The sequence below is a fragment of the Blautia sp. KLE_1732_HM_1032 genome, assembly GCF_025147905.1.
Lineage (GTDB): Bacteria > Bacillota > Clostridia > Lachnospirales > Lachnospiraceae > Blautia_A > Blautia_A fusiformis.
Map to the genome: position 1 here is coordinate 3,167,590 of NZ_CP102266.1, position 24,195 is coordinate 3,191,784.

Consider the following 24,195-nt stretch of genomic DNA (forward strand, 5'->3'; position numbering starts at 1 on the left):
GCCATCAGGATTTTTGATTGACAGTTCCGATATTTTATATTATAATGATAGAAAATTTTTATCCATATTTACTAAATGCAATGACAGGGAGTAGTACACAGTCTCCGGATGCACAGAGAGAAGATGGCCGGTGAGAATCTTCGTGACTGAACTGTGGAAGTAGCCCTCGAGCAGTGGACTGAACCATGGATTTTCATGCAGTAGGCTTCATCGTCATTCCCACGTTACAGGGAGGCAGTATAATTTTGTACTGGCAGAGAGCAGAGTTTTACCTCTGAAAACAGGTGGTACCGCGGAATCATCCGTCCTGAGCATATTTTATCCGATATGCCGGGACTTTTTTATTGGAAAAATTTCTCGCGGCAGCCCTTATCTGCTTAACTTTTCACATCATCAAAGGAGGGAACCAATTCATGAAACAGATTTCCGGAAACAAATTGCTTGTAAAAGCCTTAAAAGAAGAAGGCGTTGATGTTCTGTTCGGCTATCCTGGTGCCTGCACCATCGATATCAGCGATGAATTATATAAACAGAGCGGCATTGACATCATCCTGCCACGTCACGAGCAGGCCCTTGTACACGAAGCAGATGCCTATGCCAGAACTACCGGAAAGGTTGGCGTATGTCTCGTTACCAGCGGTCCCGGAGCTACCAACCTTGTTACAGGTCTTGCAACTGCCAACTATGACAGTGTTCCGCTTGTATGCTTTACCGGACAGGTTGCCCGTCACCTCATCGGAAACGATGCGTTCCAGGAGGTTGATATTGTCGGGATCACCAGAAGCATCACAAAATACGGTGTTACCGTCCGCAACCGTGAGGATCTTGGACGTATCATCAAGGAAGCCTTCTATATCGCACGCACCGGACGCCCAGGCCCGGTTCTCATCGACCTTCCAAAGGATGTAATGGCCGAGCTGGGAAGTGCTGAGTATCCGAAGACCGTCAATATCCGTGGCTACAAGCCTAACACCAGCGTGCATATCGGACAGCTGAAGCGTGCCCTCAAAATGCTGCAGAAGGCCAAAAAACCTCTGTTTCTTGCTGGCGGCGGTGTGATCATTTCCCGCGCGCAGGAGATTTTCACCCAGGTTGTTGAGAAAACTCAGATCCCGGTTGTCACAACCGTCATGGGACGTGGCGCCATTTCCACAAAGAACCCTCTGTTTATCGGAAATCTTGGTATGCATGGCGCTTATGCCGCAAATATGGCCGTGAATGAATGCGATCTTCTGTTTTCCATCGGAACCCGTTTTAACGACCGTATCACAGGCAAGCTCCATGAATTTGCCCCACATGCACAGATCGTCCACATCGATATTGACACCGCTTCCATTTCCAGAAATATCCATGTAGACATCCCCATCGTTGCCGATGCAAAAGAGGCAATAACAAAAATGAATGAATATGTACAGGACTGTAATACCGGCAAATGGCTGAAGCAGATCCAGGAATGGAGGGAAGAGCATCCTCTTACCATGAAAGACCGTGGTATTATGGGACCGCTGGATATCATCGGCGAGATCAACCGCCAGTTTGACAAGGCCATTCTTGTTACCGATGTAGGTCAGCATCAGATGCTGGTGAGCCAGTATGCAGACATCACCGAGAACCGTCAGCTGATCATGTCAGGTGGACTTGGAACCATGGGTTACGGCCTTCCAGGTGCTATCGGTGCCAAGATCGGTAATCCGGATACACCGGTCATCTCCGTTTCCGGTGACGGCGGCATGCAAATGAACATTCAGGAGCTGGCTACCGCAGTTCTGGAGGAGCTTCCGATCATCTGCTGTATCTTTAATAATGAATATCTCGGAATGGTCCGCCAGTGGCAGAAGCTTTTCTACGGAAAACGTTACGCCATGACAAATCTGAAGGCCGGTGCACTCTCCCGCCGCACAGACGGTCAGGAATATCCGGAATACACACCGGATTTCATCCGTCTCGCAGAGAGCTATGGGGCAAAGGGTATCCGCGTAACTGAGAAGGATCAGATTGCGGCTGCTTTCGAAGAGGCTAAGAAGAATACAAAAACTCCTACGATCATCGAATTTATCATTGATCCGGAGGAAATGGTTTACCCGATGGTCAAGCCGGGCGGCACTCTGGCTGATCTGATCATGGATTGTTAGGAGGAATGAATGATGGATAAAGGAATGAAAAAAAGATGGATCTCTCTCTACGTTGAAAACCAGGTCGGTGTTCTTTCCAAGATTTCCGGTCTTTTCTCCGGAAAGTCCTATAACCTGGACAGTCTTACTGTTGGAACCACGGAGGATCCCACAGTTTCCAGAATGACCATCGCCACAGTCAGCGATGATGAAACCTTTGAGCAGATCAAAAAACAGCTGAACCGTATGATCGAAGTGATCAAAGTTATTGATTTTACAGACGTGTTCGTTCGAATGAAGGAGATCCTTTACATCAAGGTAAAGGGCTGCTCCCCGGAAGATAAAGTAGAACTTTTCCAGATTGCTGAGACTTTCAAGGCACGTGTCATCGACTATGGAAAAGACAGCCTCCTTCTGGAATTCGTCCAGACCGCAACCAAAAATGACGCGGTCATCAAGCTTATCAAAGAAGAGTTCAAGCATATCGAAGTTGTCCGCGGCGGAAGTGTCGGAATTGAGTCTATCAGCATGATGGAGAGATAAAAGCTGAATAATACTCCGACAGAAAAACACGGGGCTGATGCTTTAACGATTAATAAATCGTGATTTTTACAGCCCCGAGTTTGTTCATATACATTCATTATTTCTGCATAAATTCAAGCGCTGCCTCTTTCGTCGGAATCGCAGGGATTCCGCCTCTCTTTTGCACACACAATCCAGCAACTGCATTTCCCAAAACAGCACACTTTTTGATTTCTTCCCATTCCATTTTTTCAACATTCTTATTCATAGAAAGGATACTGCATAATACGCCTCCCCAGAATGAATCACCTGCCCCAGTCGTGTCGACCGCATGTGTCTGAAATGCTTTGATGATTTCTTTTCTGCTTTTTGTTGCCATAAGAACGCCCTGTTCTCCCAATGTAATGGCAACCAGCTTTGGTCCCATGGCAAGGAGTTGATCTGCAGCCTGCTCATAACTTTTCGCCTCTGTCAACAGAGTACTCTCTTCATCCGATACCTTCATGACATCTACCAATTCTATGACAGATCTCATTTTTTTCACTGCATACTCTTTGCTCTTCCAAAGAGACGAGCGATAATTTGGATCATAGGAAGCAACTCTCCCAATGCCACGATATCAACTTTTTCTTCCATTTTTCAGTTCCTCTACAATCTCGTTATAACGTTTTTTATTTAACCGGTAGAAAAATAATACAACCGCAGTCACAATCCACAGTACACCCGGAATCGTCGTAAATGCATGTTTCATAATTGAAAGTACAGTTGCATTTTGTGTCTGATTTGCAATATAACCATATTTTCCAAGTAATCCTGCTAAAAGTGCTGTTCCAACTGCCATTCCGATTTTATTTCCAAGTGAAATAAATGCATACTGAAAACCGTCATTTCTAAGTCCGGTTTTCCACTCCCCATATTCCACACAGTCTGGAATAATTGCATAGATTGCGGTATTAAATCCAGAGAAGAAAAACTGTGTGAGACCAGATAATGCATAAAAAATAGCTGGTGATTCTTTGGCATTGAAGAAAAACATAGACAACATGGAAATTCCTGTAAATAAAGCAAAGAGAGATGCTGTTCTTCCTTTGTTATTCAACTTGCGGAATAATGGTTGAAAACAGGCTGCCCCGATGATAGAAGGAATAATAATGCACATCGAATAAGTTGTGTAGTAGGAGGCATTCCCTTCCACATATGTAAAATAATACAGAATATCTGCGTTTCTACCATATAATGTAAATCCAAATAATATCTGCCCTGCCAATGCAAGAAGATATGGTCTGTTCTGCATGACTGCTTTCAACTGTATCTTTACAGAAATTTTTTCTTTTTCCGGAGTAATCACTGCCTCTTTCGTCTTCGCAAAGCAGAAGAAATGACAGGCTGTAAAAATACATCCATATATGACCGCCACCGTCAGATATCCTGTCTTTGCACTGTGACTGCCGAATTTGCTGAGCAGCGGAACTGTGATAATATTTAACACACCAATTGCAATCATCGCTGCAACCGAACGGGATGTATTTATTTTTGCACGTTCATCAATATCCTGTGTCATAGCACCACACAAGGTTCCATATGGAATATTCACACAGGTATACCCCAAAACCAGCAGACAATATGTAATTACCATATAAATGATCTTTCCATTCTGCGGCCAGTCAGGTCTTGCCCAGAATGTCATAACAAGAAGAATCGCTGTAATTGGTGCCGCTACTAACAGCCATGGACGGTACCGTCCCCATCTCGATTTTGTTTTATCCGTAAGTCCCCCGACGATTGGATCATTGATCGCATCCCAGAATCTTGAAAAAAGCATAAGTGCTGACACAGCCGCCATACTGATTCCGAACACGTCTGTATAAAATATCATCAGAAAATTACTGACGAACATCCAGCTGAAATTACATCCGACATCACCAAAACCATATGCAATCTTACTGATCAGCGGTACTTTTCCATTTTTGTTTTCGCTTCCCATATGCCCCTCCTATTTTTATCAGAGTTTCTGACAGAACTCTATTCTTTCCTCATTTGGGCCCTTGATCATAAAAAACTTCACACCATTTTCCCAAAATGGCAGTTCTTCGATTCCGTCTGTAATAATTGTGTATTTTTCATTGCAGATTTTCTGATACATACTTTCAATGTCTTCCACATCAAGTGCAACATGTTGGTATGCACCGTCTGACATTGCCGCCTGCCCATTTTCAAAAGTCTCTATACAGTAATTTTTTATCTGTAAAAATGCCACTTTTTCCCCTGCTTTTTCATTATAAGACTGCATAATTACTTCAAATCCAAGACTCTTATAAAACTCAACTGTTTTCTGCAAATCGTTTGTCGGAAGCCCGATATGAGCAACTCCGACAATTCCATATTTATTTTCCATACGAACTCCTTACTTTTCACTGACGTTGATAATTACTTTCATCGTTGTCTCGCGGTTATCATCAATATACTGGTACGCCTTCAGATAATCTTTAAAAGCAAATGTCTTTGAGATGAGCGGTTTCAAATGAACTTTACCCTCATTTACCAGTCTGATTCCATCTATGTAATCATCATGGCGGTACATCATCGTGCTCTTAATGTCAAGTTCGTGGTCATTTGCCACTGCAAGATCTACTTCTGCCATTCCTGCAAAAACAGCCACCAGTACGATCGTGCTTCCTTTTCTTGCATATTTAATTGCCTGTCCCATTGTGATATTGTTTCCGGCACAGTCGTAGATCACATCTGCCTTATCCGGTCCAAATGCTTCGATCATTGCCTCACCGAAGTCTTTATTTTGGGTATTCACACACACATCAATTCCACATTCTTTTGCCTTTGCCAGTCTAAGATCACTGATATCTGTGATCATCACTTTCGCTGCCCCCATTCCTTTTGCTGCCTGTGCCACGAGATTTCCAATCGGTCCTGCTCCAAGGACTGCAATATTCATGCCAGCCACATCGCCCATCTGTTTTACACCATGGACTGCCACAGCAAGAGGTTCGATCATAGCTCCTTCTTCATAGGACATATCTTCTGGAATAGGTGTTACTTTAGATGCATCCACTGCAAAATACTCAGATGCTGTTCCTGTCGTCTGAAATCCCATTACTTTTAATTCCTCACAGAGATTATACTTTCCATGACGACATGGATAGCAATGTCCACAATATACCTGAGGCTCTATCGTCACCTTCTGTCCCACATGAAACTCTGTGACATTTTTTCCAAGTTCTGTAATCTCACCGGAAACCTCATGTCCCTGTGTTACCGGATATTTTGTAAACGGATGTTTTCCATGATAAACATGAATATCTGATCCACAAACACCAATATTCATAATCTTTACCAACACCTGATTTTCCTTTACCTCCGGAACCGGAACCTCTCTGAAAATAATTTCTCCTGGATTTGTCATTACCTGCTGTAACATAACTGTTTTCTCCTTTTTTATCATAATTGTTTCCTCCTTATTTATATTGTTTTATTTGGTCTTTTATAAATTGTTTTATTAAAGTAATTACATTATTATCCTGTAAACACGATTTGTCAATATGTTTTTCATAATTTTATATATTTCATAATTTTAAAATACATTTTTTGTATATTTTTTACAATTAACACGCAAAAAAACGGAAAGAAAACCGTAGTTACTGTTTTCTTTCCGTTTTTTACTATAATATCTTTTTCTAATTTTACACAACTTCTCGTTTTTCACACATATAAAGCGGACATCTGCATTCACTTTGCAACCTGTCAGTGGGAGCTTTTAACTCCAACAGAGTGAACATCCCCTTACCCAACGCTTGATGCCCTGCGCACCAGATGCGGTGGACTGCTTATCTGCGTTCAAAAAATTTACAATTCTGCCATATGTTTTGTAAAAAAGTATTTCGCGGCTCCAACAGCCGACGCTTCTTTCTTATACGAACAATTTTTTAAGTATGAAACATCATGCTCAAAGCCATTATATGCCATCACTTTTTCTCCCAGTGGTATCATATAATCTGACAATACACCTCCCACATCACCTCCTAGTATGATATCCATATCATATGCCATCCGCAGATTTGATATCAAAACAGCAAGATGATCCAGATACTCATTCCATGTCTGCAAAATTTTTTCATCACCACTTTCAATTTTTTCCATAAATGCATCCAGTGACTGCCTGTTATCTTGTGTCAGTACACTTGCAGCACAATATGCATCTGCACATCCTGCTTTACCACAATAACACTTTCTTCCACCGGGAACGAGTATCATGTGACCAAACTCACCTGCTTTCTGGTTCTGCCCTCGAAACAGCTTTCCATCTATGCAGAATGCGCCTCCTAAGGTGTGGTTCAAAGACAGATATATCGCATTTGGATACTTTTGCTTTTTTTCTGCAAGCATTGCAGCATTAGCATCGTTTTCAAAATATACTGGAATTTCCAAAGCCTGCTCTAAAAAGCGCAGACTATAATTCTCTATACCTAAAGCATGGGATTTTAAAACGATCCGTTCTTTCTGATCAATAATTCCCGGAATCGCCACTCCAATCCCAAGTAGCGTATCCTTCGCTAATTCGCCTTCAAGAAAAGTTTTGACCTTTTGTGCCACTTCTGTACAATAGGATAATTCTGCCGTAAATTTTAAACGGATGCGATCTTTTTTTATAATCTCATCTCCAAGATTTACTAATACCATTTCTATATGATTCGCTGTAATCAAAATTCCCATTGCATGACAGTATGACTTATTAATCCCTATACTTTTTGCCTTTCTTCCACCGGTCGAAGCATATTCCCCAGTTTCTTCCAACACCATTTTTTCTAACAAGTCATTCACATTTGCTAACACAGTCGGCATACTCAAATTTAAATCTTTTGCGATTCCCGCCTTGGATGTAACATGATTGTTCAGCACATAATTAATTATTCTTTTTCTTGTTATATTTTTTTTATCTTTATTTTCCGTTTTCTTACCCTCTTTTATTAAATATATTATAAAAGAATTATATGCTTTTTTATTCTTCTTGTAAAGCAATGTTTTTTGACACTCCCCACAGCTAAAGCAGGGGGATTCTTGCTTCTCCCACTACTGCATTGGCAAACACCTTACGGTACTGCAATGTCTTACACAGTGTCCACAAGCTATATTTATACTGTTCCCGTATGCCCTACGGTACAGTTTTTATCTTTATGCAGACTGCATCTGCAGTCCTTTTTTCAGAATATTGATACTTGCATTCGTATCCCGGTCATGAACCGCATGGCATTTGGGACACTCCCAGATACGAATGCCCAGATTTTTTATCCGTGGATTTCTGTAGCCACAACAGCTGCAGGTCTGACTGCTCGGATACATCGTTGGTACTCTGTGAATTTCATTTCCATACCAGCCAGCTTTATATTCCAGCATTTCAAAAAATTTTGCCCAGGAAACACTCGCTATCGATTTTGACAGTTTATGATTCCGGATCATCCCCTTAACATTCAGATCTTCAATACAGATGGTTTGGTTTTCACGCACCAGCATCGTTGACTGTTTCTGCAGAAAATCATTCCGCTGATTGGTTACTTTCTCATACACTCTTGCCACCCTGATCCGCTGCTTCTCGCGGTTATGGGAATCTTTTTGTTTTCGGGAAAGCCTGCGCTGTTCTCTTATGAGTTTTCGCATTGAGCGTTCCAGATATCTGGGATTTGATACCATATTTCCATTACTGTCGGAGTAGAATGCTTTGATTCCGACATCAATCCCTATCGTTCCGCCAGCATTTGAGCGTGGTTCCGGTTCAAAATCAACATTTAAAACCGCAAAATATTTTCCAGCCGGTGTGTGCTCAATGATTACGTGATTAATCTTTTCCACTTCCATCGACTGCCGTATTTTAACAAATCCAAGTTTCGGAAGTTTGATATATCTTCCCACAATACGAATATTATCTTTTTGATTTACCGTTCTGTATGACTGGAACCGGTTATGTTTACTTTTGAAGGTTGGATAGGAAGCCCGTTTCTGAAAGAAATTCACAAATCCCCGGTCGAGATCCCGCAAAGACTGCTGTAATGCAATGGAATCTGCTGCTTTCAGAAAGGCAAACTCCTCTTGCTTTTTCAGTTCAGTCAGCATGGCGGAAGTCTGGGAATAGCCGATCTTTTCCCCATTTTCATAGCCTTCCTTCCGCATGGCAAGTCCCCGGTTGTAGATGAACCGGCAGCATCCCAGGGTCTGATGGATGAAGTTTTTCTGTTCTCTGTTCGGGTAGATTCTGAATTTAATTCCTTTTTGCATTATCCCATCTTATCCTTTTGTCTCTGCGATGTTTTCTGGTTTTCAATATACTGTTTTACTGTTTCCAGCGGAGCACCGCCCACCGTCGATACAAAATAGCTGTTTGTCCAGAGAGTCGGCATTTTCGTTTTAAGATAGGGAAATTCCTGTCTTAAAATTCTGGACGTATAGCCTTTAAATGACTTTACAGCTTTGTGGATGCCAAACTGAGGATCTACTTCCAAAAGCATATGAACATGGTCTGGCATGATCTCCATTTCCAGAATGTCTACAGAAAGATTTGCAGCATACTCTGTGAGCAGCTCCTTCAGCCGGACGTCCACACCATTAATTAATACTTTTCGTCTATACTTTGGACGACATACTACATGGTATTTACAGGAATAGACGACATTGTTGTTTGATTTATATGTTGTGTTCATATTTGTATTATACTATGGTTTATTAGTTAATACAATTACTATTTTGTCCATCTTCAATTACTTGCATAAATTCGATGGACGCGTCTTATATCCCCATAGCGGAAGCAAGGAGTTTTACGACGCATTGGATAAAACACTTTCTCGGATGCACGAATATCACGGATTCTCTCCAACAATTCCTTGAAATATCCACCGCCACCTAGATTTTTCAAACGATCATCATCTAAAGCAAAACCTTTTCTCATGTATTCTTTTAAAATCCCAGTTGCCCAAATTCTGAACTGTGTTCCCTGTTTTGATTTTACACGATAGCCAACAGAAATAATAACATCAAGATTGTAATAGTCTACATTGTAAACTTTTCCATCAGAAGCAGTTGTTGCAAATTTTGCAACAACTGAATCCCGCTGTAATTCACCTTCTATAAATATATTTTTAATATGTCTGGAAATGGTTGATTTATCTCTCTGAAACAATTCTGCCATCTGATCAATGGACAACCAGACGGTATCACCATCAAAAGTAGTTTCAACTTTCGTCAGACCATCCTCTGTCGTATAAATAATCATATCTGCTTTTTCTTTGTCCATAAATTAATTTTCCTCCAAAATCAGATACATTATCAATGTGAACAATTTAAAAAATAGAAATTCAACACAGCCACTATGACAAAATCATTATTCTGCATCTTTACCATTTATAATACGGTAGTAATCATCCATATCCACGCTGAGTTTTACCGTAGTATCTGGTTTTCGGTTGCTCAAGAGGCACACGGTCTCAACATGAACGCCCTGGCAGAACTGATCCACTGCACAGGCGTGGGTCATCTCATATCCTGCCTCATAAAATGCCGGGAGGTCTCTCACAAGACTTGTAACCTTGCAGGAAATGTATACGATCTGGTCTACGCCGTAAGCCAGGATCTTTGGAAGGGCTTTGGGGTGAACGCCATCTCTGGGCGGATCAAGGATGATCATATCCGGTTTCTCCGGCACATCATCCAGAACCTTCAGCACATCCCCGGCAATAAAACGGCAGTTATCAATGCCGTTAAGTGCAGCGTTTTCTCTGGCGGCTTTTACCGCGTCTTCCACGATCTCCACACCGATCACCTCGCTGGCAACGGACGCCGCGAGCTGTGCAATAGTTCCTGTTCCGCTGTAAAGATCAAACACTACCTTATCTCTGGTATCTCCTACATATTCCCGCACCTTGGAATACAGGATCTCTGCAGCCAGGGAATTTGGCTGGAAAAAGGAAAAGGTGCTGATCTTAAATTTCAGTCCAAGGAGTTCTTCATAGAAATAATCCTTTCCATAAAGGATCTTCGTCTCGTCGCTCTGTACCACGTCGGATAAAGAATCATTTAAAATGTGCATGATCCCTACGATCTTCCCTTCCAGCGGAAGTGCAAGAAGCTGTTCTTTCAGAGGCTCCAGATCATATTCTTCCTGGGTAGTGGTTACCACATGGACCAGGATTTCACCACTTGTGACGCCTCTTCGAAGAAGAAGATGTCGAAGATACCCCACATGCTGCAGCTTTTTATAGAAGCTGGCATTACGCTCCAGGAAAAATTCCCGCACGCAGACCAGGATCTTCGTCATATCCGGATGGACCAGTTTACAATCATCCGTATTCAGGATATCGTAAGTGCTTCCCTTCTTGTGAAGTCCAAGGGACAACGGCCCATCCTTATACTCATCCCCAAAGGAAAACTCCATCTTATTGCGGTACCCGAACTCAATAGGACTGCCGTAGATTCCATCCCAGTGATATAAACGATCTGCAGCCTCAGCTTCTTCTGTCCCATCACCGTTCTTCCCGATCTTAGCCAGGCTCTCTCTTACTGCCCCATCCAGAAGTTCCCTCACCTGATGTTCCTTCATATCCTTCTGTGCCTCATAGCTCATGGTCTGGTACATGCAGCCGCCGCATGCCGGAAACTCCTGACAGGCAGGTTCTCTTGTCTCCAGCGGAGATTTCTCCAGGACCTCCAGAAGACGTCCTTCCGCCCGGCCGGAACGTTTCTTATTGATCATAAACCGGACTTTCTGTCCCGGGATTCCGTTTTTTACAATTACTTTCTGGTCATCAACCCAAACAAAACCTTTGTTTGGAAATTCCACTTTTTCTATAATACCTTCGTAAATTTCACCTTTTTTCATAAATCCTCTTTCTGTTTTATAACCAGCAGACAATAATTCGAACATTCAGGATCCTCTTTACTGTCTGCTCATGAACGCCAGCGTTTCACGGTCCGTCTTCAAAAATCAAGCCCCGGTATCGCGCCGGGGCTTCAATTATCCGCTTCTCATATTCATACATAACAGACAGCCATTCTGATCTGCTCAAAACAGCCTCTGCAGTGAAAGTTCTTACTCTTCCTCATCCTCGAAATAATCATCGAAGTCATCATCAAAATCTTCTTCAAAATCTTCCAGATAATCCGGAGCGAAGAAACGGTATACTGCAAACGCAATACCAGCAACAGCTGCAACAGCACCGATGATCGCCAGTACCCAAAGGACTGTGTTCTTATCTTTCTCTTCTTCTTTTTTCTTCAGTGTTGCGAGCAGTTCTTCAAGTTTTGTTGTATTTAAATTCATAACACTGCACCATCCTTTCTTTCTGTTCGGCTGTACTTTCTGTCAGTAAATCTGCAGCGCAGCGTTTTTTGAGGTCGCTGCACCCGAGCCTTTTTTTAATGTTCTTATTATACCACCATATGTCTGGTTTTACCAGAACTTACACAAATTTTCGCAGAAACATTCTGTAAAAAAATCGCCGTATTTCCGGCATTTCCGGAAAGATACGGCGGTTTTCTCTTATTCTTTATGGGTTCCTCGGATCACTTTGATCCCGCGTTCTTCTATCAGACCGCAGATCTGTGTTATCCGCGGACATTCCTTTTTTTCCTCATTCAGACGGCATACCCCGACATGGATGACGCTGATCTTTTCACTGACCAGCCGATCTGCCTTTTCCAAAATCCCCTCATCTTCAGCAGGTTCTTTTGCATTGGTTTCTTTGCATCCGTTGCATGTCATCACAGCTGCCAGAATCGTATCTTCCGGATAGCCGGAAAAAAAATCTCTTCTTTCCCGAAATGCAGACAGACATCCTGCCCTGGTACACACATCATTGGAATTAAGGCATGTCAAAATCCCGATCTTTTTCATCTTTTTCCCTCTATGCATCCCGCCTCACAGCCAGAATCATAAAAACAAAATATGCATCTTTCCGCGGCTGTCGTAAACGATCTCCGCTTCTACTTTATAGATCCTGCGGATCAGCTCCGGGGTCAGGACTTCTTCCGGCGTTCCGTAACCTTCCAGAACTCCGTCCTTCAGTACATAGATCTTATCACAGTATGCTGCTGCAATATTCAGATCGTGAATAGCGGAGATCACGGTTACATTAAGTTTTTTCACCAGCTCCATCAGCATGATCTGGTGGGTAATGTCCAGATGATTGGTAGGCTCATCCAGAATCAGTGCAGAGGTCTGCTGGGCAAGTGCTCTTGCCAGGATCACCCTCTGCTGCTCTCCTCCGGAAAGAGTGGAAAAGGTACGGTCTGCAAACGCCTCCATCTGTACGGTTTTCAGCGCTTCATCCACGATCTGGTAATCTTTTGCATTGTCCCGTTCCAGAGTCTTTTTATGAGGCGCACGCCCCATAAGAACCACCTCGCGGACCGTAAAATCAAAATTATAATAATTGTGCTGTGCCACCACGGCCATTTTTTTCGCAGAGCTTCGAACACTCATGGAATGAAGCTCCTCGCCGTCCAGATACACGGCTCCTGCGTCTGGTTTCAGAATACGGTAAATGCATTTCAGCAAAGTGGATTTTCCGCTTCCGTTTGGTCCGATGATTCCTACCAGTTCCTTATCCTGGGATTCCATGGAGATTCCCTTCAGGATCTGTCTGGCGTGAAAGCCAACCTGAATATTTTCTGTGGTGATCTTCATTACCGGGCACCTCCGAATCCATAGGATTTCCGCACAAGCAGATAAATAAAGCAGGGAGCACCGATAATGGATACCAGCACACCGATGGGCATCTCGGAATTTTTAAGGATCACACGACATGCCACATCGCACCAGATCAGAAACGATGCACCAAGAAGCGCACTTAAGGGGAGCAGTTTTCTGTGATCTGTTCCAAAAAGGATCCGGACCACATGAGGGATCACCAGTCCCACAAATCCGATTACACCGGCACAGTACACGGCAAATCCGATCATAACAGAAGCAACGATCAGATAAAAAGTCCGCAGTCTGTGCAGATCTGTTCCAAGGGTAATGGATACGTCATCTCCCAGAAGCATCAGATTCAGGTTCCGGTACTGCGTCCAGAAAACAGCCACGCACACCAGCATGACCGGAAGCATTACACCCACTCTGGTCCAGCTTGCTCCGGCAAGACTTCCCATGCTCCACTTCATAACTTCTGTTGCCGCATTTTTGTCATTGGTAATATAAATGACAAAATTGGAAAAAGCAGAACAGACTGCGCTGACCGCCATTCCCGCAAGGATCAGTTTTGCGGAAGTTGCCTTTCCACCCATGTTTGCAATGGCGATCACCGCAAAAGAAGTGATCATCGCGCCAATGAAAGCTGTGATTCCCACAGAGTTTCCACCAAGAAAGCTTCCGATTCCAAGCATGATGGCCAGTGTGGCACCCAGAGATGCACCAGATGAGATACCCAGCACATACGGGTCTGCCAGCGGGTTCTGCACGATAGCCTGCATCACCACGCCGCACACGGAAAGAGCCATTCCAACTGCCAGAGCCAGAAGGACTCTAGGCAGCCGGATCAGCCACACAACATCATGAACTGCGCCTTCCGCATAGGCGGACAGACTTTTTATATGAAACAATTTATAAGCGATAACGCTGTATACATCCTTCAGTGACAGATCCGCATTTCCAAAAGTGATGGCTGCAAGTATGGAAAAAATAAGGAATCCTGCAAGTCCGATGAGAACTGCCACATACATGGATGTTCTGAACACCTTATCTTTTTTTCTCTGTGAAGCTGTTTCTTTCACTGCATTTTCTCCGATCAGTCAAGATTTACGTCCGGATATAATCCCTTTGCAAAAGTTTCGATTCCGTCCTGGGTACGTGTTGCACTTGCATACATCTCACTGAGCATGATCGGGTAAACACGTCCGTTCTTTACTGCGTCAAGGCTCTTCAGGGACTCATCATCCTGGATCACTGCAAGCTGGCTGTTCTTAACAGTTTCCGGATCATCTCCTGCATATGGCATGTAAACCACAAAGATCACGTCAGGGTTGGCTGCGATGATATCCTCTTTTCCAACGGTGGAAGCATCCGGGTTTGCAAGAGTTGCGCCTAACTGTGTTACCATATCTCCGCCAAGGCTCTTTACGCCATAGTTTGTGATGTCATCTCCAAGAGGCTCCAATACCATTACGCTTGGTTTGTCTTTTACATCTGCAGTTGCAGTAAGAGTTTTGTCGATCACTGCTTTTGCATCATCAACGATAGCCTGTGCTTTGTCCTGTACATCGAAGATCTTTCCGATATTTAAGATATCTGTGAATTCATTTTCCAGTGTTCTGTCGCCGTCCGGACGAGTATTGGTGTTGTAGTAGGTGTTGCAGCCTTTGTCGATCCAGTCTGTTACATTTCCCAGATTCTTATCAGAGAAAAGAGAGCTCCAGGATAAGATCATGTCCGGCTCCAGCATTGTTACAGTTTCAAGGGATGGGGTAAATTCGTCAAGATAATTTGTTTTTGAGAATGCTTCTTTGAGATCTTCCGGAACTTCATTATCAAGACCTGCGGTAGCTACCAGGTGGTCTTCCAGACCAAGTGCGAGCATAGTCTCAATGCTTCCCTGATATACAGCAAGGACTTTTTCCGGTGCTTTTTCATAAGTGGTTTCGATTTCGTTTCCATCGTAATCATAGGTTGTGATGGTCAGAGGATATTCTGTCTTGGTTGCCTCTGCGGAAGAATCTTCGGTGTCTGCAGACTCTGTACTGTCTTCTGCTGCCGGCTGGTTGTCTTCCTTGATGGTCTCGGAGTCTGCTCTCTCTGCGGCATAAACAGCCGGAGCCGCTGATACGGTCATTGCCGCTGCCATTACCATTGCCATGATTCTTGTGGATACATACTTGTTTTTCATTTCATTTCCTCTCTTTTCGCCTGTTTTATCTCCTGTTGCCTATGGGTAACCGAAAAGATGGGGCTTCATAAAATCTGCACGGAACACTTTGTACGGAAGCTCCCACTTACATACTGTCAAGCAGGTTTCCTGACTTACAGACTCAGAAAAAACTCCGCAAAATAAAAACTGATACACCATTCATCTTTTAGCCGATCATGAATGATGTATCAGAATTTTCTCCAGAATCTCTCTGACATCGGGATTTCGCCTTCTCACATGAGTTTCTGCAATGGCATGTGAAATCCCTTCTTCTGTATACAGTGGCCGCAACCGCTCAGGCTTTTTACCCGATTCCCTCTCACAGTATCCGGCAGCATATGTGCCGGTGATACTGTTCACTTCACAGCAATTCAATTACGCTGATACTGATTCTAACATACCGGTTTTCCAATTACAACCTTGAGGCCGGATTTTTACAGTTTTTTGCAGAAATAGTCTGCCCGGAGAGATCCCTCTCAGATCTTTTTCAGCTTGGCAAAACCGGCGAACATTTTTTTCACGCCGACTTTGTCAAAGTCTACCGTCACTTCGTAGTCTCTGCCGCCGTCTGCGATATTTTTTACGATACCGACTCCGAATTTCACATGACGGACCGTGTCTCCCTCACCATAGTCCAGGCTGTCCGCCTTCTTCACTGTGAAATCTTTTTTCTGCAGGGTGCTCTTTGCCTGGAAATTCATTTTCATCTGGGCATAGGCGCTTTTCGGAGATACGATATCATCTACCCTGGGCTTTTTCTCCTGAATGGTATGTCCAAGATCTACCAGCTCCCGTGGAACCTCCCTTACAAAACGTGACACACGGTTATACTGAGTCTCCCCACGGATCATCCGCTGTTTTGCACAAGTTAAAGTCAGTTCCTTCATGGCACGGGTGATCCCCACATAACAGAGCCTTCGCTCCTCCTCGATATCCGACGGATCACCGGACCAGATGGAAGCATATCCCGGAAAAACACCGTCCTCCATTCCCACGATAAATACATTTGGGAACTCCAGTCCCTTGGCACTGTGAAGGGTCATCAGCAGCACATAATCCTGATCCGGATCAACAGAATCGATATCTGCCACCAGTGCGATTTCCTCCAGAAATGCAGAAAGTGTTGCCGGCTGTCCGGCCTCCTCCATGGCTTCCTGGAAGGATTCTGTCTTGGAGATCAGCTCATCGATATTTTCGATTCTCGCCTGGGCCTCCTCCGTTTTCTCTGCCTCCAGTTCCTTCACATAACCGGTAAGCTCAATGACCTCTTCCAGGGTTTCACGGACTGTATAGGCCTCTGCCTTACTTTTCAGTCCCTGGATAAAGGATACAAAATCATTGATCTTTCCTGCTGCCCTGCCAATGGACGGTACCTCCTCCACCACGCGGAGCGCATCGTAAAAGCTCAGGTTCATCATATCCGCATAGTCCTGGACACGGCCGATGCTGGTGAGTCCGATCCCTCTTTTTGGCACATTTAAGATCCTGCGCACAGCCAGATCATCACTGGCATTGTCAATGGTCTTCAGATAGCTTAACAGATCCTTGATCTCTTTGCGGGCATAAAAGTTCACGCCGCCGACAATCTTATACGGAACATTTGCCAGGAGAAATTTCTCCTCAAAGAGACGAGACTGGGCATTGGTCCGATAAAGTACTGCACAGTCCTTGTACTGGAATTTCCCGTTGCGGCGCCCCTGGATGATCTCTCCTGCAACATACTCCGCTTCCTCAAATCCGTTGTTGAACTGACGGAAATGTACTTTATCGCCCTCTTCGTTCTCTGTCCAGAGGCGTTTTTCCTTACGCTCTGTGTTGTTGACGATCACCTCATTGGCTGCATTGAGGATGTTCTGGGTAGAACGGTAATTCTGTTCCAGGCGCACCACCTTAGCCTCTGGAAAAACCTTCTCAAAGCCTAAGATGTTCCCGATATTTGCTCCACGAAAACGATAGATGGACTGATCATCATCACCAACCACACAGAGATTCTTGTATTTTTCAGCAAGAAGACTTACGAATTTAAACTGGGCAGTATTGGTATCCTGATACTCATCCACCATAATATATTTGAAACGTTCCTGATAATAGTCCAGGATATCCGGATTATGCTGAAAAAGCTCCACAGTCTTCACGATCAGGTCATCAAAATCCAGCGCATTGTTTCCCCGGAGGATAGACTGATATTCCTTATACATACCGGCAATCTTCCGTGCGTCCGGGTCGCCGCCTGCATTCAGCTCCATCTCTTCCGGCGTGATCAGTTCATCCTTGGCATGGGAAATCTCAGCAAGAACAGCGCGTTCCTTGTAAATCTTGGTATTGATATCAAATTTCCGGAAGATTTCCTTCATGACTGTTTTCTGGTCGTCGGCATCATAAATGGTAAAATTACTGCCAAAGCCCAGCACCTCAATATGTCTGCGCAGGATCCTCACGCAGGCGGAATGGAAGGTGGAGACCCATACGCTCTCCGCACCCATTCCCGCAATTTTATTCACGCGTTCCCGCATCTCACTGGCGGCCTTGTTGGTAAAGGTGATCGCCAGGATATTCCATGGGTTTACACCCTTTTCTTCCATTAAATAGGCGATCCTGTGGGTCAGCACTCTTGTTTTTCCGGAACCGGCTCCTGCGAGGATCAGAAGTGGTCCCTCTGTATGTACGGCAGCTTCCCGCTGCATAGGATTCAATGTGTCCAAAGCATCATGTATACTCATTTTGATCTCCATTTCTTTTTCCATATGAACAGTATCTTTATATACTATCATGACTTTACTTTCCGGTAAACCCACCTCTCTGAAAAAAAGTTTCTTTACAAGTAGTATTTAAAACTATATAATAGGGAGCAGAGGTGATAATGCGATGACAGAAAACGAAAAAGAAATGATGAACAGCATTTTTGCAAAAATTGCTGAGCTTGATTATATAAAACCCGATGAAATTCCCAATATTGCTCTTTACATGGATCAGGTCACAACCTTTATGGAAGATAATCTCGCTTCCACCAAGCGTCATGATGATGACAAGATCCTGACCAAGACCATGATCAACAATTACGCAAAGAACAAGCTCCTTCCCCCGCCGGAAAAAAAGCGGTATTCCCGGGAGCATCTGCTGATGCTGATCTTTATCTACTATTTTAAAAATATCCTCTCCATCAGTGATATCCAGACCCTTCTGGGACCGATCACCGAGAAATACTTCAAGTCCGTTACAGAAAAGGACATGACTTACATCTACCAGGAGGTTTTCAGTATGGAGCAGTCACAGATCCGTTACCTGGAAAAGGATCTTATGCGCCGTTTCAAAAGTGCCGGAGAAATTTTTGAGGACGCCGACCCGGAGGATAAGGAATTCCTTCACCAGTTTTCCTTTATCTGTCTTCTTAGCTTCGACGTATACATGAAAAAAATGATCATCGAAAACATGATCGACCACATGAATTCCTCAAAAGATACGGATTCCTCAAAAAAAGACAAATAATATCCGGAGCTCACATCCGGTCATAAACGTGCGTCGCCGGGCGCACCGAAAAAAAAGAGACAGACGCACGATCGCCTGTCTCTTTTTCGTTACAGCATTATCCGTTATCATCACGGTATGGACGTAAGCCTTATTCTGCTTCGCCGCCCTGCTCCCCGTTATCCTTCTTCATACGTGCAAATACCATCTCATAACCATCATTTCCATAGTTCAGGGAACGGTTCACACGGCTGATCGTAGCTGTGGAAGCTCCTGTTTTCTCGGAAATATCAAGGTATGTACGCTTATCAGTAAGCATCTTGGCTACCTCGAAGCGCTGAGATAAAGAAAGCAGCTCATTGATGGTGCACACATCCTCAAAAAATGTATAACACTCTTCCTTATCCTTCAGGCACAGGATCGCTTCAAAAAGATGATCCACAGCCTCCGTCCTGATTTTTTTGCTCATTGTTACGCTCCTTTAAAATACATAAATTTCGTCTAATACAATACTGATATTTTAACACTCTAAATCGTGATAAGCAAGCCTTTTAAGGAAATTTAATAAACTATTTCGCTATTTTGTCTTTCTATAGCGGACACATGATTTTCCCATTTCCACTGCCCCGGAAAACATTTGGGATTTGCTTTTTCTGCTGTGATTGGGTATACTTAAAATAATATCCAAAAGAAAAGGAGACTTATCAAATGAATCGTTTTTTCAACATGGACAACAAATTCTTCGTGTTCATGGGACGCGTAGCAGACCTGCTTCTTCTGAATTTTCTGTGCATCCTCTGCTGTATTCCGGTTGTCACCGCAGGCGCCTCCATAACAGCTCTCTACTATGTCACACTGAAGATGGCAAGAGACGAAGAATCTTATATTGCCCGCAGCTTTTTCCGCTCATTCAAACAGAACTTCAAACAGGCGACCATCATCAATATCATCATGCTCCTCACCGCTGCTGTTCTGTTTATCGATCTTCGGATCGCCAGAGCCGGAAGCGGAGCTATGTACAAAGGACTTTTCAGTCTGTTCATTGCATTTGCACTGATCTATGCGATGATCCTTCTGTACATTTATCCGATCCTTTCCAAATTTTTTAATTCCGTCAAGAATACCTTTGTAAATGCATTCCTGATGTCCGTCCGCCATCTTCCGCTGACACTTTTGATGCTTGTGATCTCTGCGTCTCCGCTCCTACTGATGTGGCTTTTTGCTTATGTGAGCTACGCACAGTTTACATCCATCCTGATCATGCTTTTTATTCTGATGGGATTTTCCACGCTGGCCTACTGGAAATCAAAGATCTTTGTAAAGATCTTCGATAACTATATACCGAAAGATGAAAACGAAGAAAACGGCGAAGAGAAAAACGAACCGAAAGAGGCATAATGAAGCGCTGGAACGACAAGCCTTATCATTCTCTGGACTATATGCTCCGGGAGCGATACGGCGAAAAGGTCTACCGGGTTGCATTAAACGGCGGCATGTCTTGTCCCAACCGTGACGGCACCCTGGGCAAAAAAGGCTGCATCTTCTGCAGCCAGGGCGGAAGCGGAGATTTTGCAGCAAACGCCGCTCTTTCCATTACAGAGCAGATCAACACACAGATCAAAAGTCTCTCTTCCAAACGCCCGATTCATAAATATATCGCCTATTTTCAGGCATATACAAACACATACGCTCCTGTGGAACACCTGCGTAAGATCTTCACAGAAGCCATCTCCCATCCGGATATCGTGGCACTGTCCATTGGTACCAGACCGGACTGTCTGGGAGATGATGTACTGGAGCTTCTTTATTCCCTGAACCAGATCAAACCGGTGTGGGTGGAGCTGGGACTCCAGACTATCCATGAAGATACCGCCAGATATATACGGCGCGGCTATCCACTGTCCTGTTTTGATACCGCAGTAAAAAATCTCCGCGCAGGCGGCATCGAAGTGATCGTCCACACCATCCTGGGGCTTCCCGGCGAAAGCCGGAAGGATATCCTGGAAACAATGGCTTATCTGAACGCCATGGATATCCAGGGGATCAAGCTGCAGCTTCTTCATGTACTGCGTGGTACAGATCTTGCCGCTGATCATGAATCCGGTCTTTTCCGCACTTATGAACGGGACGAGTATCTGAACCTTGTCATTGACTGTCTGGAACATCTCAGACCGGATATCGTGATCCACCGGGTCACCGGCGACGGACCGAAGGATCTGCTGATCGCACCTTTATGGGCCAGCCGCAAACGAGAAGTTTTAAACCTTCTTCATCACCGGATGAAAGAAATAGCAAGTTTTCAGGGAAAAGCTCTCGAAGCCCTTTCCCGCAGCCAGTAAAAAGGAGGATTCTTATGGCATCACCTTTTACAACCTATAAGCTTATTATTTTATATATGCTGCAGAATTCCGATGGGGATCTCACAAATTCCCAGATCACCGATTTTATCCTGGACCGGAAATACACCAATTATTTTCAGCTCCAGCAGGCAGTTTCCGAACTTGTGGAGGCAGATCTGGTGGAAATGTCTTCACAGTCCAACCGCAGTTACTATCGACTGACCTCCGAGGGAAAAAACACTCTGAAATATTTTTCCAAAGAACTTTCCTCTGACATCAAGAAAGAAGTGGAAGAATATCTCAATTCCCTCCACCGCAAGATCGAAGAACATCTCCTGACTCCTGCAGATTACTATCCCACCAAAGAGGGCAGCTACTCGGTACGTCTGCGGATCATCGAAAGCGGCGTCAGCATCGTTGATCTCAGCATCAATGTGCCAAATCTTGCTGCTGCACAGTCTGTATGTGAAAGCTGGCCTTATAAATACCAGAATGTTTATGACAAAATAATGGAGGAGCTGCTCTGAGAGGCTCCTCCGTTTTACTTATATTCATTTATTTCGCTTCTTCGTGGATCTTCTTCATATGCTCTTTCAGTTTCTTTTCATATCCCATATCACTGAGCTCGTAAAAATGTTCTCCTTCGATTTCTGGTGGCAGATACTGCTGGTTTACATAATGGTTCGGATAATCATGGGCATATTTATATCCGATACCATGACCCAGACTTTCGTGGCCACCATAATGGGCATCCTGCAGATGCACCGGAACGGTTGTCTTCTTCGCCTTCACGCAGCGCATGGCTTCCTGTATGGCATTTACTGCAGAATTGCTCTTGGGTGCACAGGCCATGTATGTAACTGCCTGGGAAAGAATGATCTGGGACTCCGGCATTCCCACACGTTCCACTGCCTGTGCTGCTGCCGTTGCCACGCAGAGGGCCTGGGGATCTGCGTTTCCGATATCTTCGGAAGCAAGGATCATGATCCTTCTTGCGATAAATTTCACATCTTCTCCTGCATAGAGCATTTTTGCCAGATAATAGACTGCCGCATCCGGGTCGGAGCCTCGCATGCTCTTGATAAAGGCAGAAATGATATCATAATGATTGTCTCCGTTCTTATCGTAGCGCACCACCCGCTTCTGGATACACTCAGAAGCCACCTCAAGGGTCAGATGGATCTTACCGTCTGTATCACGAGGTGTGGTGAGGATTCCCAGTTCTATGGCGTTTAAGGCGCTTCTGGCGTCTCCTCCTGCCATATCTGCCAGAAATTCCAAAGCATCCTCCTCGATCACCGCCCCATAGCTTCCCATTCCACGTTCCGGATCGTTAACCGCACGCAGGATCAGTTCCTTTATTTCCGGTATCTCCAGGGACTTCAATTCAAAGATGATCGATCTTGAAAGAAGCGCTCCGTTTACCTCAAAATATGGATTCTCTGTTGTGGCCCCGATAAGAATGATGGTTCCGTCCTCCACAAAGGGAAGAAGATAATCCTGCTGTCCCTTGTTGAAACGGTGGATCTCATCAATGAACAGAATGGTCTTTTTCCCATACATGCCGAGATCGTCCTGTGCCTGCTTTACAACTGCTTCCATATCTTTCTTCCCTGCTACGGTTGCATTGATCTGGGTAAAGCTGGCGCTTGTGGTATTGGCGATGACTTTTGCCAGGGTGGTCTTTCCGGTTCCCGGAGGGCCGTAAAAGATAACAGATGTCAGCTTATCCGCCTTTATGGCACGATACAGCAATTTATCTTTTCCTACGATGTGCTGCTGTCCCACCACCTCATCCAGCGTTCGCGGACGCAGCCTGGATGCAAGAGGTGACTCCTGATCCAGCGTTTTTGACTTTGCGTATTCAAATAAATCCATGGCTTTCACTCCTGTATTTTCTGTAAAAAGCGGATATTCACGATCCGTATTCTTTTCATAGATCTGTATCCGGCAACGATCGTTTCATTTGTTTCCGGCATACGGACAGATTCCTTATTTTTATAATTTTACCTGTTTGCACATAAAAAAGCAATCGTTTCTGCCTTTTCGGCAAATCACAGTTACATCACCAGCAGCTGATCTGCAGTTACCAGGTCATATCCTTCTTCCGTAAGCATATCCGCAATCTCCAGGGCCGCTTCCACGGAGGTAGAAAAGCTGTCATGCATCAGAATAATGGAGCCATCCTTCACTTCCCGCTGAACGATATTTTCCACAGAACGGACATTTTTTGATTTCCAGTCCAGAGTATCCACATCCCAGAATACCGGCAGCATGGTCACACAGAGCTCCAGATCCTTCGGCCAGGCCCCGTAGGGCGGGCGAAGATACATGGGATACTCTCCGGTGATCTCGTAGATCTCATTATTCGTCTTTATGATCTGCTGACAGGCCTGATCACCGGGAAGCTTATCAAGCTGCACGTGATCATACGTGTGATTACCGATGAGATGACCGTCTCTCTGCATCTGCGTTACGATCTCCTCATTTCCCCGGATATTTTTTCCCATAAGAAAAAATGTGGCATGGATCCCACGCTTCCGCAGGCCATCCAGAAGCAGAGGTGTATATGTTGCATGCGGTCCATCATCAAAGGTAAGAGCCACACGTGGACGATCCTCTTTTTCGCTTCTGTCAGAGGCTGTCTCAGCCACCGGTTCTGCTACTTTTTGTCTGTACTGCGCCGCCACCAGCCGGAACATCCCCTCACCGGCGATCATTCTGGTCACCCGCATCCGAAATGCACTGTCTGAGATTTTTCCATATCCGCTGAGCAGGATCAATACCATTGCCACTACACAGAAATATTTTTTTCGCTTATCCATATTTCCCGCCGGATCAAATATACTTTTCCACAATATA

The 24,195-nt window shown here is 44.3% G+C and carries 23 protein-coding genes, 1 pseudogene, 1 riboswitch and 1 other annotated feature; of the genes and pseudogenes, 6 read left to right on the plus strand and 18 right to left on the minus strand.

Translation table 11 applies throughout. The annotated features are described in order from the left end of the window. Positions 1-71 precede the first annotated feature (71 nt). Positions 72-313, plus strand: a binding site (T-box leader). A 100-nt stretch (positions 314-413) separates the two neighbouring features. After that, positions 414-2,132, plus strand: a complete 1,719-nt coding sequence (ilvB, locus tag NQ489_RS15070; protein WP_044962117.1) for a biosynthetic-type acetolactate synthase large subunit — start codon at positions 414-416, stop codon at positions 2,130-2,132. Between the two features lie 12 nt (positions 2,133-2,144). Beyond that, the gene (gene ilvN, locus NQ489_RS15075) at positions 2,145-2,654 is read left to right on the plus strand and encodes an acetolactate synthase small subunit (RefSeq protein ID WP_015526065.1); all 510 of its coding nucleotides are present in this window, start codon (positions 2,145-2,147) and stop codon (positions 2,652-2,654) included. A gap of 97 nt (positions 2,655-2,751) precedes the next feature. Here ilvN and NQ489_RS15080 read toward each other — a convergent pair whose 3' ends face one another. From NQ489_RS15080 to pcrA, 15 genes and pseudogenes are all read right to left on the minus strand, one after another. After that, positions 2,752-3,168 carry a carbohydrate kinase family protein gene (locus tag NQ489_RS15080; protein WP_242827005.1) on the minus strand — a complete coding sequence of 139 codons (417 nt, stop codon included), beginning with the start codon at positions 3,166-3,168 and terminating at the stop codon, positions 2,752-2,754. Between the two features lie 84 nt (positions 3,169-3,252). Next, positions 3,253-4,617 (minus strand): MFS transporter, encoded by a 1,365-nt coding sequence (locus NQ489_RS15085; protein WP_021652507.1) that lies wholly within the window; start codon positions 4,615-4,617, stop codon positions 3,253-3,255. Between the two features lie 18 nt (positions 4,618-4,635). Then, positions 4,636-5,028: a VOC family protein gene (locus NQ489_RS15090; protein WP_021652508.1), complete on the minus strand. Its 393-nt coding sequence runs from the start codon at positions 5,026-5,028 to the stop codon at positions 4,636-4,638. Between the two features lie 9 nt (positions 5,029-5,037). Then, positions 5,038-6,066: a zinc-dependent alcohol dehydrogenase gene (locus NQ489_RS15095; protein ID WP_044962122.1), complete on the minus strand. Its 1,029-nt coding sequence runs from the start codon at positions 6,064-6,066 to the stop codon at positions 5,038-5,040. A gap of 425 nt (positions 6,067-6,491) precedes the next feature. Then, on the minus strand, positions 6,492-7,664 hold the full coding sequence (locus NQ489_RS15100) for an ROK family protein (RefSeq protein ID WP_021652511.1): 1,173 nt from the start codon (positions 7,662-7,664) through the stop codon (positions 6,492-6,494). Positions 7,665-7,817: 153 nt separating this feature from the next. Beyond that, entirely contained in the window at positions 7,818-8,915 is a 1,098-nt protein-coding gene (gene tnpB, locus NQ489_RS15105) for an IS200/IS605 family element RNA-guided endonuclease TnpB (RefSeq protein ID WP_147603607.1), read from the minus strand. Then, entirely contained in the window at positions 8,915-9,337 is a 423-nt protein-coding gene (tnpA, locus tag NQ489_RS15110) for an IS200/IS605 family transposase (RefSeq protein WP_227945547.1), read from the minus strand. The genes tnpB and tnpA overlap by 1 nt, the downstream gene beginning before the upstream one ends. A gap of 128 nt (positions 9,338-9,465) precedes the next feature. Next, a pseudogene (locus tag NQ489_RS15115) lies at positions 9,466-9,927 on the minus strand (virulence RhuM family protein); the annotation flags it as partial. A gap of 87 nt (positions 9,928-10,014) precedes the next feature. Continuing rightward, the gene (rlmD, locus tag NQ489_RS15120) at positions 10,015-11,508 is read right to left on the minus strand and encodes a 23S rRNA (uracil(1939)-C(5))-methyltransferase RlmD (protein ID WP_186582415.1); all 1,494 of its coding nucleotides are present in this window, start codon (positions 11,506-11,508) and stop codon (positions 10,015-10,017) included. Between the two features lie 210 nt (positions 11,509-11,718). Next, positions 11,719-11,949: a hypothetical protein gene (locus tag NQ489_RS15125; RefSeq protein WP_015526073.1), complete on the minus strand. Its 231-nt coding sequence runs from the start codon at positions 11,947-11,949 to the stop codon at positions 11,719-11,721. 219 nt (positions 11,950-12,168) lie between these two features. Then, positions 12,169-12,522 carry a CGGC domain-containing protein gene (locus tag NQ489_RS15130; RefSeq protein ID WP_044961569.1) on the minus strand — a complete coding sequence of 118 codons (354 nt, stop codon included), beginning with the start codon at positions 12,520-12,522 and terminating at the stop codon, positions 12,169-12,171. A 36-nt stretch (positions 12,523-12,558) separates the two neighbouring features. Continuing rightward, complete coding sequence (locus NQ489_RS15135; protein ID WP_021651662.1) at positions 12,559-13,314, minus strand: ABC transporter ATP-binding protein; 756 nt, start codon at positions 13,312-13,314, stop codon at positions 12,559-12,561. Beyond that, entirely contained in the window at positions 13,314-14,399 is a 1,086-nt protein-coding gene (locus NQ489_RS15140) for a FecCD family ABC transporter permease (RefSeq protein ID WP_021651661.1), read from the minus strand. The genes NQ489_RS15135 and NQ489_RS15140 overlap by 1 nt, the downstream gene beginning before the upstream one ends. Before the next feature lie 14 nt (positions 14,400-14,413). Further along, positions 14,414-15,508 (minus strand): ABC transporter substrate-binding protein, encoded by a 1,095-nt coding sequence (locus NQ489_RS15145; RefSeq protein WP_021651660.1) that lies wholly within the window; start codon positions 15,506-15,508, stop codon positions 14,414-14,416. A 106-nt stretch (positions 15,509-15,614) separates the two neighbouring features. After that, positions 15,615-15,904: riboswitch (cobalamin riboswitch) on the minus strand. Positions 15,905-16,005: 101 nt separating this feature from the next. Beyond that, positions 16,006-18,249, minus strand: coding sequence for a DNA helicase PcrA (pcrA, locus tag NQ489_RS15150; RefSeq protein WP_044961576.1), 2,244 nt, complete (start codon positions 18,247-18,249; stop codon positions 16,006-16,008). A 145-nt stretch (positions 18,250-18,394) separates the two neighbouring features. Here pcrA and NQ489_RS15155 point away from each other — a divergent pair, with 145 nt between their 5' ends. After that, positions 18,395-19,015: a DUF1836 domain-containing protein gene (locus NQ489_RS15155; RefSeq protein WP_021651658.1), complete on the plus strand. Its 621-nt coding sequence runs from the start codon at positions 18,395-18,397 to the stop codon at positions 19,013-19,015. A 130-nt stretch (positions 19,016-19,145) separates the two neighbouring features. Here the strand turns inward: NQ489_RS15155 and NQ489_RS15160 are convergent, their stop codons facing one another. Then, a complete protein-coding gene (locus NQ489_RS15160) occupies positions 19,146-19,463 on the minus strand; it encodes a YerC/YecD family TrpR-related protein (protein WP_015526079.1) in 318 nt (105 codons plus the stop codon). A 239-nt stretch (positions 19,464-19,702) separates the two neighbouring features. Here NQ489_RS15160 and NQ489_RS15165 point away from each other — a divergent pair, with 239 nt between their 5' ends. From NQ489_RS15165 to NQ489_RS15175, 3 genes are read left to right on the plus strand one after another with little or no spacing between them, the layout of a single operon-like run. Then, complete coding sequence (locus tag NQ489_RS15165) at positions 19,703-20,392, plus strand: YesL family protein (protein WP_021651657.1); 690 nt, start codon at positions 19,703-19,705, stop codon at positions 20,390-20,392. Continuing rightward, entirely contained in the window at positions 20,392-21,333 is a 942-nt protein-coding gene (locus NQ489_RS15170; protein WP_021651656.1) for a TIGR01212 family radical SAM protein, read from the plus strand. Before NQ489_RS15165 ends, NQ489_RS15170 begins: the two co-directional genes overlap by 1 nt. Positions 21,334-21,347: 14 nt before the next feature. Then, positions 21,348-21,860: a DUF4364 family protein gene (locus tag NQ489_RS15175; protein ID WP_021651655.1), complete on the plus strand. Its 513-nt coding sequence runs from the start codon at positions 21,348-21,350 to the stop codon at positions 21,858-21,860. Between the two features lie 28 nt (positions 21,861-21,888). On the opposite strand, the gene NQ489_RS15180 is transcribed toward NQ489_RS15175, so the two are convergent. Both NQ489_RS15180 and NQ489_RS15185 read right to left on the minus strand, forming a co-directional pair. Beyond that, complete coding sequence (locus NQ489_RS15180) at positions 21,889-23,211, minus strand: replication-associated recombination protein A (protein ID WP_021651654.1); 1,323 nt, start codon at positions 23,209-23,211, stop codon at positions 21,889-21,891. 182 nt (positions 23,212-23,393) lie between these two features. Then, positions 23,394-24,158, minus strand: coding sequence for a polysaccharide deacetylase family protein (locus NQ489_RS15185; RefSeq protein WP_021651652.1), 765 nt, complete (start codon positions 24,156-24,158; stop codon positions 23,394-23,396). Positions 24,159-24,195 lie beyond the last annotated feature (37 nt).